This is a genomic window from Planctomicrobium aquicomposti (assembly GCF_051466325.1).
Taxonomy (GTDB): Bacteria; Planctomycetota; Planctomycetia; order Planctomycetales; family Planctomycetaceae; genus Planctomicrobium.
The window spans coordinates 1,970,201-1,982,426 of the sequence record NZ_CP195792.1; the positions used below are offsets into that span (position 1 = coordinate 1,970,201).

Below are 12,226 nucleotides of genomic sequence, written 5' to 3' on the forward strand. Positions count from 1 at the left end.
CTGGACTTTCTCAGGAAAGGGAGTCTGTGGTTGGATTGTCGAGCTGTCGGGCTGCGTCGACGAGCAGTCGCAGCGTCTGCTCCAGCTGCTGCTGGTTGGCGATCACACTGCGAAGTCGAAGAGTCAGCCGATTGCCGGAAAGGGTGAGCTGGTCGTACACATCCTGCTGGACCAGATGGAGAAAACTCCGGCGGCGACTTTCGTTCCAATAGGAAAGTGCTGCTGGTCCCGTGTCGCTGGTGAGATGGACATTACGGTCGAACTCCTCATCACCGGTCAGCAGTCGCTCTTCCGCAAGATTGGAGAGATCGCCGATCAGTCCCGGAGCCGCCTCCGCCTTCAGTCCCTGGGGAAGGTTGGCCAACTCCACTTCCATCAGCGTCAAAACGACTCCTCCATTGGCGTCGGAACTTTCATCGGAATTGCGAAGCGTGACATGCCGGCCGGCGAGTTGGCCGGTCACCTGCGGGCCCTCTGCTGTCTGACGAAACGTCAATCGAAGTCGCCGCGACAGCTTTTGCCATTCGCTGGCCCGTTGCCGACGCAATAGCCGGACAACCCCGATCGTTCCGAGGAAAACGAACACTGCCAGCAGTCCCCAACCGCAGAGCTGCTGCCAGGAGATCGCCAAGAGTGCGTTCATGTTCCGACCCAGACCGTTTTGATGTTCACGAACTCCCGAATGCCAAATTCCCCGAGTTCCCGCCCATATCCGGAGTTCTTGACTCCTCCGAAAGGGAGGCTGGGATCCGACTTGACGAAGTCATTGATAAAGACGCAGCCCGACTGAATACTGGCTGCCAGCGCCTCAGCCCGCTGGACGTCGTCTGTCCAAAGACTGGCGCCCAGTCCGTACGACGAACGATTCGCCACCGCGAGGGCCTCGTCGACCGAGCGGAATGAGGTCACCGCCATCACCGGACCAAACGTCTCCTCCTGAAAGGCTGTCATCTCGGGGGTGACATGGGTGAGAACAGTCGGCTCGTAAAACCACCCTTCGCGATCTGGTCGGCTCCCCCCGGTGGTCAGCTTGGCACCCTGGTGAACGCTGGACAGCACCTGCTCGTGCAGCGTCTCCCGGAGGTCCTCCCGTGCGAGTGGTCCCATCTGGACCCCCTGGTGTGTGGGGTCGCCGATTTTCAGGTTTCGACAGGTTTCCGTGACTCCGTCAATGAATTCACTGGCGATCCGCGCATCAACCAGAAAACGTTTCGCCGCGATGCAACTCTGACCGTTATTGAGCGTGCGGGACTGGACCGCCTGTGAAATGGCCCTGTCGAGATCGGCGTCGGCCAGCACGATGAACGGGTCGGAACCCCCGAGCTCAAGAACACATTTTTTTAAATGTTGACCAGCCACTTGTGCGACCGCTCTTCCTGCCCCCTCACTTCCAGTGAGTGTCACCGCCCGAATCTGGGGGGCGGCGATCACTTCTGAAATCGCATTTCGGTCCACAAGCAATGTCGTGAATACACCGGGGGGAAACCCTGACTGCTCAAACAGCTGTTCAATCGCCACCGCGGAGCCGGAAACATTGGCGGCGTGTTTCAGCAGGCCGACATTCCCCGCCAGCAGACCCGGCACGGCAAACCGCAGCACTTGCCAGAACGGGAAGTTCCACGGCATCACCGCCAGCACCGGACCGAGTGGATCAAACCGGACCGAGCTGCGCGCTGCCTTGTTGCCGAAGACCCGTTGCGGACGCAGGAAGTCAGCGACCGTCTCGCGATAGTAATCACACAGGACCGCACATTTCTCAATTTCTGCCTGGGCCTGCGCAATCGGCTTCCCCATCTCAGACGTGATGAGGTGGGCCAGCTCGGCCGTCTCTTGACGCAGCCTCTCTGCCAGTTGGCCGATCAGCTGCCGTCGGTAATCAAGATCTGTCCGAGACCAGTCAGCGTACGCGCTGTCTGCAGCTTCGAGCTTCATGCGAAGTTCGTTCGACGAGAGAGTGGGATACGTTGCCAGCAGCGCTTCTGTCGCCGGATTGATCGACTGCAGCACCTTAGACATTCATAAGTCTCCTGCCGCGGTTTTCAGAACCGTGATATTCAGGGAGGGCATGAAGCAGGTGACGGTTGAGCAATTGACGTACCACGAAAACGTGCGACGGGCGGTCAGGATTGCAAGTCATTTCCGAACGCGTCCGGATCGGCGTCTCCTGTCTCTCTGCCCAAGAGACCGTGTGAATCAGACCGCTCCTCCAGTTCGCGGACGACGACGCGTTGGCTGCGGACCGCAATGATTTCGACCGCCTTGCCCGATTCGATGACCATGCCATCGCTGACGGCATGCAGCCGTTCATCTCCGACTTTCACCAGTCCGCCCGGGGTCATGCGGTTCAACGCGGTCCCCTGCTGCCCGATCAGGGACATCAGATGTTCCTGTTCCCTTGAAAACGGAATGACGTCTTCCTCTTTTGGGGCGGAGAGAAGAATTCCGTCTCCCAGAGAGGTGCGGGCAAGAAGCTGAAATGCGCCGACAATCGTCGCGGGGATCAGAAAGATGACGCTGCCTAAAAAGATCCACCAATGCCGGGGAGAGGTCTCATGCCAGGTTTGCCAGGCGAAATAAATCGATCCCCCCAGGCAGGCCAGGCTGAGAATTGCAATGATTCCACCGGAAGGGACGAACAGTTCGGCAAAGATCAGACCGAGCCCGACAGCGAGCAGCACAAACACAAGAATTTCATGATTCATAAAGGGGTTCCGATTGGGTTCGGAATTCATCCTCGCTCAGTTTTCGATCCAGAACATTCACAGTTTAGAGCGTCCGCTCCATTTGTGCAGCGGAACTGAAGTTGGGAGAGAAGACGTTTCTGAAATGGAGAATCGGAACAGGGAAATCTGAATTCCGTGACGAATTCCGTCGTTACTCTCGGTGCTCACGCCGGAGTTCGGGCGATCGGTTTCAATCATCGGGAGTTCCTGCGTCGGCCGCCGGGAACGTCTCGTGCTCCGATTCCGGGATTTTTCAGGCTTTTGCCGTCATTTCCCGTTACGGTTGAACCGGAATGCGGTCACCATCAAGATAGCCGCAGTCGCCAGCTCTGCAGAGCCGGTGACCCTGACACCTTTTCGTTCTGCCGAGTTCGCGTCCCGTTTTTCTTGTCGAAAGACCTGTTGTCCGGACAGTGGCATGAGCTGCCCGCTCAGAAGCAAATGATCAGCCCCTTGAGCACCGAATCCGCCCCTTCCCCTTCCAGCGTCGACAAGTCCGGTGACCGCGTTCAGCGGATGTTCGGCCAGATCGCCGACCGCTACGACCTGATGAACCATCTGCTTTCGGGAGGTGTTGATATCTACTGGCGGTCTTACACCGTCAGGACGGTCGCCCCCCGCGGGACGGCTCCAATCCTCGACGTCTGTACCGGCACGGGAGATCTGGCACTCGCCTACTGGCGGGCAGCCGGCCGGCAGGTGGCGGTGACCGGGACCGATTTCACTCCCCGGATGCTGGAGCTGTCGCGCGAGAAGTTCGCCCGCATTCAGCGCGACAGCGGAACGGCGGCAGTCGAGTTCATTCAGGCTGACACCCAGCACCTCCCTTTCCCGGATGATCAGTTTCAGATTGTGTCGGTCGCCTTCGGGTTGCGGAATGTCAACGACACCCGGGTTGGGCTGAAGGAGATGCTGCGGGTCTGTCAGCCGGGAGGACGGGTTGCCATCCTGGAGTTCTCGCAGCCGACTCTTCCCGGCCTGGCGGGACTGTACCGGTGGTATTTCCGCAACGTGCTGCCTCGAGTCGGACAGCTGTTTGCCAAGAATCGCGAAGACGCTTACCACTACCTCCCCGCATCGGTTTCTGAATTTCCGTGTGGGGCGAAGCTCGCGGCGATCATGGAAGAATGCGGCCTCCGTCGAGTGACGTTCACGCCCCTGACCTTTGGGATCGCCACGCTGTACGTGGGTGAGAAGCAAAGCTGACACGACGGTCCGCAGCTGTCCCCGGGCGAAATCGCAGGGGACGCGAACGTTCTGCCGGCTTTTCCAGGCGTGCAGAAAAAAAGAACATGCCCGGCGATTCAGAAGAAAGTGGCTTCCTTGCCGCGTGCCATCCCTGGTCACCGAGTGTGGGGCTCGGGGTGTGTTGAGTGTGCGCTTTCTTTTGGTCGCCGGGCATGTTCGAAACCCGGTTGGTTGTGGGAATTTGTCCCCTGGGACGGGTCTGCACAGCTGCTCTTCCCTGGCAGGCTGTGAAACCGTGAAAGCATGTTTGACGTCGCAGCTTCCCTGCTCGCATGCAGCGTTGTGCTGTTCCTCCGTGAAGCGACAGACCGCTGAGCTGCAAACTGCGCGGGACGGGTGAGAGCAGGTTGCTCTAACTCGAAAGATTGCGGAACAGTTCACCGAATTCCGGCATATCGGATTTCAGCTGTTCCAGCCAGGCCCTGGGGTTCCAGATCTCAACGCAGATCACCGCGCCGACGACCATGACGTCACCCCCTTTGTCCACGTCCAGAAACTCCCGGAATCCCTCGGGAATCAGCAGACGGGAACGATTGGCCAGCGTGACTTCTGTGGACCGTGTGGAAAGAAGCCGCCCGAGACGCTGGACGTCGGTCCATCGCTGTTCCATACGCCCGGCGCGAATCTTCTCGCGGATGAGTGACACTCCATCGTTCATCCGCTCTCGCCAGTCGCCTGCTTTCCACAGGCTCAGACAACCGTAGCGTTCCTTCGCGACGATGGTCTCACCAGCTTGATCCGTGATCCCTTGTGCAAGTTCCGTCGGAAGCGTCAGGCGGAAGCGGTCATCGAGCGTGCGTCGAAATTCTCCGGTCAGGAAGGATTGAGGAGTTTCGGGCATCGCACTGCGGCCGGCTGAAGATCTGTCACATCTGGAACTACACTACTGGGTTCAATTCCCACTTTCAACCGGGTTTTAAAAGAGCGTTTGGGCGTGTTTCCCACGAGCAGGATGATACCCGTCCAGGCCGCACGGTCAATCCGGTTGTGCTGGTTTTCAGGAATTTCCGCAGAAGTTCCTCAAGCAGTTCGCGTGCGCAGGAATTTAGCCTCAAGAATTGGGCAGCTTTCCCACTGCTCAGCAAAGCACGAGTGTTGCTCCCGGGCGGGTCTTTCCACGCGAGATGAGAATGCTCTCCCGCTGCGGTGTGACGCCCAACGTTTGCGCACCTGGCGGACGGATCAAACGCCGTGCTGCGCGGCGTCAACTCGACCTTCAAAACACAAATGGCACGCTGATGCAGGATCAGCGTGCCATCGTGAAGATATCGAATGAGTCCGTCGCGGAGGCTTCCGCGGATTACTTCTCGAGCTTGATGAAGGCCAGCGCGTTGTTGCTGTTCATCGGGATCACCAGCTGATGCTGCTTCGAGTCGTAGCACATCGAAGCGGCGCTCGGGATGCCCGCAGCGATGATCTTCGCTGCCTGGCCCGGGCGGATTTCGGAAACGCTGCCGTAGCGGACACTACTGACGTACTTCGTGCCATCAGGCAGCACGACGACACCGTCGTTCCCGCTTTCCACGGTCTGTTCGGTTTTGAGCAGCTTGCCGGATGCGGCATCGAATGTCAGCACATTGTTGTCGCCGACGTTGACGACCACCACGTGGCCGTCATTGTCGATGGCTACTCCGTTGGGATTGATCAGCGGAGCCCCTTCCACAAACTTGGAGACTTCGCCGGCGGGGGTGATCTTGTAGACAATGCTGTCCGGGCGTGTGTTGGAGACGAAGATGGTTCCGTCCTTGCTGACGGCGATGCCGTTCAGCACTTTGGCCCCTTCAACGGGATACGATTTCAGAGGCTTGCCCGATGTCAGATCGAACGTTCTGACGACGTCGATGTCTGCGGCGTACAGCACGTTCCCCTGAATGGCACTGCCGAGCGGCTGGTTCAATGTCAGGCCGTCGCGACTGGCGCCGATCCATTTGGACGTATGCACGGTCCCGTCCGGATTGAGCAGGGAAACATAGCCGTCGTTCTCTTCCTGGTTCTGTGGAACCCCGGCATTCATGACGACGATCAGATTTCTGGCAGGGTCGAACGTGCAGCTTTCTGCAAAGCGGAAACTCCCGTAGACCTTCACATTGTCTGAGAGTGGAATGAACTTCCCGGCTTCGTTTTTCGAGCCGAGTGGCTTGCCCGCTTCAAATCCCTTTTTCCCATCCTTGTTGGGATTCTGGGCTGTCGCCAAGTTGCTGCAGAGCGAAATCAGGCACGTCGCGGCTACAAGTTTCAGTTTCATTGTCGGCTTTCTTCGGGCGGGAGTCACTGCATAGGATGATCATCGCTGGGGAACTCGACAGGTGTATTGGAATCGACGGGCCTGTTCAAGGATCAGCAGCGATTCATGCATTCGGGGAAGGCGTCGCTGCTGAACGCTGGTCTGAGAGTGTCAATCCGACAAGCCGTCCGCTCGTCAGTGCCCACGCAATATGCAGCCCATGTCCCCAGAGAATCTGTCCCCCCAGTCCCACCTGTCCGACGGCATACAGTCCCGGGATGGGCTGGAGACTTTCATTCAGGACCTCCAGTCGGCGGGAGATGGCGGCACCTCCTTCGGTCGTCGTGAAGTAAGCCCGGGCGGGACCGAGCAGAACCCACTTTTCTCCGAGCAGCTTGATAGGCAATCGCGTTCGCCCCCACGGATCTGAGGCCTGTTCTTCGACAGTCTGGTTGTATTGGGCGACGGTTCGGAGCAGGGACTCTTTCGGCAGCCCCGCTTGCGGTGCGAGTGCCTCCAGCGACTTCGCGGTAACCGAAATGTCGGGACGTAATTTCAGATAATCCGAAACGTAAGCATAGGCAATGCGTGGAGCTGTCGAAATAAACTTCGGCCACGCGCTGTAGAGTTGAATGAGTTGCTCATCGAGCAGCACATAACACCGCTTCTCCGGTTGCCGGGCAATGGCCAGGTCCCGCTCCGTCGCAGCACATTCGTTGCAGAAGCGTTCGCCGCGACGGTTGACGAGAATCGCACCGTCGTGGAACAGAGAATCTTCCGGATGCTGCCACGTCACCAGCAGCTGCTTGATCACGGATCGGACCAAGAACTGAGGAACGAGCGGCAACAGCAGACCGAGAAGCCGATTGAGTCGTGGGCTCGAGAGGCGCTGAATCAGGCGCGCTCGTGGGGGAGGTTCGAACCGGAGTTCCGGACCATAGGTGACATCCATATTCAGGAGTTGTGCTCCGGCCTGTCGGGCCAGCTCGTGCCCATCCCCCGTTGCGGTGGGGTTCACCCCTTCGATTTCGGCGTATTCCGGCCCCTTAAACTCCGAGAGCAGTTTCTGCCCGCTTGCGTAATCTCCCGTGGCCAGGACGACTCCCCGACGGGCCTGCCAGCGGCGTTCGCCGTCCGTTGTCTCGGCGACGACACCCGTCACCTTCCCCTCATCGAACTGCAGCGAACGGACCCTCGTCTGGCACAGGATCTCTCCTCCAAGTGCTTGCAGCCGGGCCCGCAGCGTGGCGATATAGGCTTTGGCGTTGGGAACGACATTGTGCATCCGCTGCACCCGGTTGGGTGGTTCGGGATTCGGCCCCTGAAAGACCAGCCCCAGAGATTCCAGCCAGCTGTAAGTCTCCGCGGTCTGTGTCAGGAACCAGCTACGAAGCTCTTCATTATTACGGGCCTCGATCGGAGCCGGCGCGAATCTGCCGGCGTCGGTCTGATGCCAGTCAACGTGATCGGCAATTCCCTGGCGCTGTTGCAGCCCGGTTCCGGCCGCCGTAAACGAACCGATGGCAATGGCTGTCGTTCCTCCCGGTTGCGGATTCTTCTCCAGAACCAGGACCTGCAAGCCCGCTTCGGCCGCACTGACTGCTGCCGCCAGTCCGCTCCCTCCCGCGCCGATGACGACGACATCGTAAACGATCCGGTTGAGCGAGGTTTGCCCAGCCATGTGAATCTCCTGACGGCAGAATGAGAGGTTCGTTGTGGCCGTGAGTTTCACAACCACGAAGACAACAGGTCGACAGCCGGATTCCGGCGCGTTGTCCCGAAAGACAATGAGAACAGCGTGAAAAGTTTTGCCGGATCGCGGACTTCAGCGATCCGGGTCTGCAATGCCCACGAGCGAATGTGTCGTCCCCAGGAGCATCGAGACGAAAAGCAGCGAGCGAATGGGCGTGGATTGTGCCGAGGCAATCTCGGCTGATCAAGTGAGTTGGTCGGCCATTCTTCAGCGAAACTTTACTCCGCCTGCGGGCCGCCCGGCGAAGGGATCATCAGGCGATGTCCGTATCTGCCGATGGGAAAAACGCTTTCAGCACGAGATGGCCCGTACGGGTTCGCGCTGCGAGGGCATCGTCTGGCGGCAGGTTGCAACACCGCCGCTGGTCTCAGTGCGGCTGCAGTTTGCAGTTGAGAATTTCGTCCGGAAAAATTCGGAAAAAGATGTCCAGAAAAACGGGCGGACTGTTCAATGTGTATCACCAGTTTATCAGGGCTCATCGATGCGAGAAGACGCTCAAAGTCAATTCGTGATGCTCTATCTGAATAGTCAGCATTCCATTCGACAGATCTTGCGTCTGTTGCTGCGCGATCATCGCCTGCTGGATGATGCCTGTCAGGCGGTTGCGATGCGCCTCTGGGAGTTGTTCGAGACGTACGATCCGCTCAGGCCGTTTGATGTCTGGGCCCGGGGAGTTGCGGCGAAAGTGGTCCTTGAACTGCAGCGAGGGGAACGCCGCGCCCCCTTTCCGGTGGCAGAGGAAGCTGCCCAGGCGCTGCTCGAAGGCTTTCAGCGGCACCGAGTCAGCTCTGTCCCCCCGTCCAGGCAACTGGATGCGCTGGAGGCTTGTCTTGAGATTCTGCCCAGTTCGACCCGACAGCTGGTTCTGAAACGTTATGAACAGGCACTGCCTGTTGATGAGGTCGCGATCCAGATGAATCGGACTGTTGAAGCGACTTACAAGGCCCTGCAAAGAACATTGCGTCAGTTGGGAGATTGTGTGCGCACCCGCATGTCGGTTGATCCTCCCGAAGTCAGGGGGGCCCGGCTGTGAATTCCCGTCAGGAACTGATCGTTCGGGCACTGGAAGGTTCGCTCTCTGAAGTCGAGCATGAGTCCCTGCTCGGGGAGGTGGCCCGCGATCCCGCATTTGTGGACGAGCTGCTGTCTTGTGTGCTGATTGACGATTTGCTGCAACAGCGGCTGGAATCGAGTCGGGGAGCGGTTCATCCGGGGCGGCTCAATGGATTCCTTTCCGCAGCGCGGGTCGACCGCCAGGGAGCTGCGTCTGCGTTACCGAAAAAGTCGGGGGAGCCTGCGCGTCCCGCGCGGGGGGCGTCCTTCGCGTTGGCGGCACTGCTGGGAGTGATCCTCGTGCTGATGGTTCTGCCCCTGTCGTGGCCGGGTAATCATGGCCGTGCGAGGCCGACACGGACGATGCCGCTTCAGCCTGTCGCCCGGTTTACGCGGTCGGTCAATGTCGAGTGGGCTCCGGGTGCCCATCGCTGGTCAGTCGGCGACATTCTGACTGGGGCGGATGTGGTGGACATGATTGACGGTCGGGTCGAACTGACTTTCGAGTCGGGTGCCATCATGATCCTGGCCGGGCCGACGACAGTCGAAGTCCAGACACCCCTGATCGCCTCGCTTTCAAAGGGAACGGCGACTGTTCGCGTCGATCATCCTGAAGCTCTTGAATTTCGCGTCGTGACTCCCTTCGCTGAGGTGGTTGACCTGGGAACGGAGTTTGGTGTGCGGGTCGGGCCCGAGACCGAAGAGACAGAAGTGGCTGTGTTTGAGGGGGCAGTGGACCTCAAAACGATAGGACACGACCAGCATAATCGGCAGAAAGCACGGACCCTCACCGTGGGGGAAGCGGTTCGGGTGAACAAAAGCGGGGATCTGGACCGGCTGGTCTCTGTGGAGACGGACGCGTTTCCGGTGGGCAATCAGATTTTCAATGTGCTGAGAAACCGGCCTCCTCTCATTGTGGGGGTCTCCGATGACTTTCGCACTCCTGAGGCCGCCAAGTTCTACCGGATCTCCCGGCAGGGATTACGGGAAGATGTGCGAGCGTTCGTCGACCGTCCACACGAATGGAACGGTGTCACGGCGGTGGGAATCCCAGCGTTTCTCCGGGGAGCCGATTACATCGCCACGTTCAATGCGGACAAGTTTGAATCTCCCTCGATCACTGTGGTCCTCGCGGAGCCGGCGAACCTGTACGTTTTCTACGACGATCGACTCCATTCTCCGGAGTGGTTGAAACGAGACTTTGAGAAGACTCCGTTCAAAATTGGTCTGGATGAAGCTCCCGGTTGGGGGCCCCGGATCACAGGGCTGGGTGTCGGTCCCGGCAAGAATATCGACAGTCTGTTCTCAATCTGGCGGAAGCGGGTGCATCAGGCGGGGCCGGTGACCCTGGGGCCAATGGGACCACAAAAGATCGAGAACCGCGGTTGCGCGATGTACGGGATTGCTGCAACTCCCCTGTCGGTTGAGGGCGAGAATTGAATGCGGCAGGAGTTTTGGGGAACTGCCCGGCTGCAAATGGGTTCATTGTCTGTCATTGAAGTCTTCGCACTGCATTTGTTCATCAAACCGAGGGGCTGTGATGAGGTTTCGCCGTCAAGCGTTCACATTGATCGAATTGCTCGTTGTTATCGCCATTATCGCGGTCTTGATCGCACTGCTGTTGCCGGCTGTGCAGCAGGCCCGCGAAGCGGCCCGGCGCTCTCAGTGTAAGAACCAACTGAAGCAGATCGGGCTGGCGATGCACAACTACCACGATGTTTACTCCACACTTCCCATGGGGATTCAGACGGCCAACGCAGTGAAGAATGCTCCCGGCGCTCTGGGACGGGGAACCGGGTTTTCCTGGACAGCCGCGATCCTCCCGTACGTCGATGCGACGACGGTTTACAATCAGTTCGACTTCAACTATCCGATTGCGAACACGGCGTATCCCCAATCGGTCGCCAACGCCAAGGTGGCCGCCACTCCCCTCCCCTGGGCTCGCTGCCCATCGGACATCATCCCGGAGACCTTCGACCGTGGAAACGCAGGCGATGTCGGAGCCATCCCGGCGCACGCCACCTGCAGTTATAAGGCCAATATTGCTGGCTACACCGGGGTCGGTGACTTGGGATCCAATCAGGATCGCCGGAATGGTGTGTTTCTCGAAGGCTTCGGACATCCACTTCGCAACCTGACTGACGGCACGTCCAACACCATCATGGTGGGGGAAGTCACGTGGACGATCTCGAAGCATGGGGCGCTCTATGGATACGTGAAGCTGAGCGGCTCAAATGCCGGATTTAATACCTCCAGCCAGACCCGCTGTTGTGTCAGCTACGGGGAAGTCCCGATCAATCCTCCGGTTGTTTCCGAAAACCCCGGGGATAACGACGATGCGGATGGCTCATTCCATAGTCTGCACGAGGGGGGGGCTCAGTTCCTGTTCTGCGACGGCTCGGTCCGGTTCATCAGCGAGAACATCCAGAACACCAAGATGCAGTGGAGCAGCAGCAACCCCTATGACCGGAATAACGGTGGGGTTGGCTACGGGATTTACCAACGACTGTTTTCGAAAGCCGATGGGTTGCCTGTCGGTGAATTCTGATGGTCGCGGCGGGGGACAAGTCTCCCCGGTGAACTGCCCAACGGCCGTGTGCCAGAATCGAATCTGCAGGTGATGTGTTGCCTGGTCCTCATTCGACCTGTTCTGATCGTTATTGGAGTCCAATGTCCTCTGGAATTCGCGTGCTCGCGCTGCTGGTGTTGGTCGGCGTGATGACTGGCTGTCAGAAGGGGCCGGAACTCTCCCGAGTGAGAGGAAAGGTGACGCTGGACGGAAATCCGCTGCCGATGGCAACAGTGGAATTTATCCCTGACAATGGCCGTCCCGGACAGGCCCAGACCAACGCCGCGGGGGAATACGAGATCCTGCATACCCGGAATCGCCAGGGGGCACTGGCGGGCAGACACAAGGTCCGCATTTCAACGTGGCGACAACCGGAAGTGGATGCGCAGGACCGCGTGACCCATCATCCAGAGACACTGCCGGCCCGCTACAACTATGAATCGGAACTGACGTTCGATGTCCAGCCGGGACGCGATAACATCGCTAACTTTGATCTTAAGTCGGGTGGAAAAATTGTACAGCCGCCGAAATAACCTGACCGTAGCGATGTTGCAGTGTTGCCACCGTACGACATCAGCCAGATCCAAGTTGGCGTGACATCCCTCAGTCGATCCCTTGTCAGACTCCTCCTTACTTGCTGCTAAAAAGGTCGGAAG

At 58.8% G+C, this 12,226-nt stretch carries 11 protein-coding genes; 5 read left to right on the forward strand and 6 right to left on the reverse strand.

What is annotated here, in order from left to right; translation table 11 throughout:
- Positions 1-10: 10 nt before the first annotated feature.
- From SH664x_RS07535 to SH664x_RS07545, 3 genes are all read right to left on the reverse strand, one after another.
- Complete coding sequence (locus SH664x_RS07535; RefSeq protein ID WP_437206379.1) at positions 11-643, reverse strand: hypothetical protein; 633 nt, start codon at positions 641-643, stop codon at positions 11-13.
- Entirely contained in the window at positions 640-2,016 is a 1,377-nt protein-coding gene (locus tag SH664x_RS07540) for an NAD-dependent succinate-semialdehyde dehydrogenase (protein WP_437206381.1), read from the reverse strand. Before SH664x_RS07540 ends, SH664x_RS07535 begins: the two co-directional genes overlap by 4 nt.
- A gap of 104 nt (positions 2,017-2,120) precedes the next feature.
- Positions 2,121-2,702 carry an NfeD family protein gene (locus tag SH664x_RS07545; RefSeq protein WP_437206383.1) on the reverse strand — a complete coding sequence of 194 codons (582 nt, stop codon included), beginning with the start codon at positions 2,700-2,702 and terminating at the stop codon, positions 2,121-2,123.
- Positions 2,703-3,176: 474 nt separating this feature from the next.
- Between SH664x_RS07545 and ubiE the strand changes: the two genes are divergently transcribed.
- A complete protein-coding gene (ubiE, locus tag SH664x_RS07550) occupies positions 3,177-3,929 on the forward strand; it encodes a bifunctional demethylmenaquinone methyltransferase/2-methoxy-6-polyprenyl-1,4-benzoquinol methylase UbiE (protein WP_437206385.1) in 753 nt (250 codons plus the stop codon).
- 394 nt (positions 3,930-4,323) lie between these two features.
- Here the strand turns inward: ubiE and SH664x_RS07555 are convergent, their stop codons facing one another.
- The 3 genes from SH664x_RS07555 to SH664x_RS07565 all read right to left on the reverse strand — a co-directional run bounded on the left by SH664x_RS07555 (position 4,324) and on the right by SH664x_RS07565 (position 7,876).
- The gene (locus SH664x_RS07555; RefSeq protein WP_437206387.1) at positions 4,324-4,812 is read right to left on the reverse strand and encodes a division/cell wall cluster transcriptional repressor MraZ; all 489 of its coding nucleotides are present in this window, start codon (positions 4,810-4,812) and stop codon (positions 4,324-4,326) included.
- A 459-nt stretch (positions 4,813-5,271) separates the two neighbouring features.
- Positions 5,272-6,216 carry a beta-propeller fold lactonase family protein gene (locus tag SH664x_RS07560; RefSeq protein WP_437206389.1) on the reverse strand — a complete coding sequence of 315 codons (945 nt, stop codon included), beginning with the start codon at positions 6,214-6,216 and terminating at the stop codon, positions 5,272-5,274.
- A 103-nt stretch (positions 6,217-6,319) separates the two neighbouring features.
- The gene (locus SH664x_RS07565) at positions 6,320-7,876 is read right to left on the reverse strand and encodes an FAD-dependent oxidoreductase (protein WP_437206390.1); all 1,557 of its coding nucleotides are present in this window, start codon (positions 7,874-7,876) and stop codon (positions 6,320-6,322) included.
- A 553-nt stretch (positions 7,877-8,429) separates the two neighbouring features.
- Between SH664x_RS07565 and SH664x_RS07570 the strand changes: the two genes are divergently transcribed.
- The 4 genes from SH664x_RS07570 to SH664x_RS07585 all read left to right on the forward strand — a co-directional run bounded on the left by SH664x_RS07570 (position 8,430) and on the right by SH664x_RS07585 (position 12,103).
- The gene (locus SH664x_RS07570; RefSeq protein ID WP_437206391.1) at positions 8,430-8,981 is read left to right on the forward strand and encodes a sigma-70 family RNA polymerase sigma factor; all 552 of its coding nucleotides are present in this window, start codon (positions 8,430-8,432) and stop codon (positions 8,979-8,981) included.
- The gene (locus tag SH664x_RS07575) at positions 8,978-10,441 is read left to right on the forward strand and encodes a FecR family protein (protein ID WP_437206393.1); all 1,464 of its coding nucleotides are present in this window, start codon (positions 8,978-8,980) and stop codon (positions 10,439-10,441) included. Before SH664x_RS07570 ends, SH664x_RS07575 begins: the two co-directional genes overlap by 4 nt.
- A gap of 100 nt (positions 10,442-10,541) precedes the next feature.
- A complete protein-coding gene (locus SH664x_RS07580) occupies positions 10,542-11,549 on the forward strand; it encodes a DUF1559 family PulG-like putative transporter (RefSeq protein WP_437206394.1) in 1,008 nt (335 codons plus the stop codon).
- A 122-nt stretch (positions 11,550-11,671) separates the two neighbouring features.
- A complete protein-coding gene (locus SH664x_RS07585; protein WP_437206396.1) occupies positions 11,672-12,103 on the forward strand; it encodes a carboxypeptidase-like regulatory domain-containing protein in 432 nt (143 codons plus the stop codon).
- Positions 12,104-12,226: the final 123 nt, after the last annotated feature.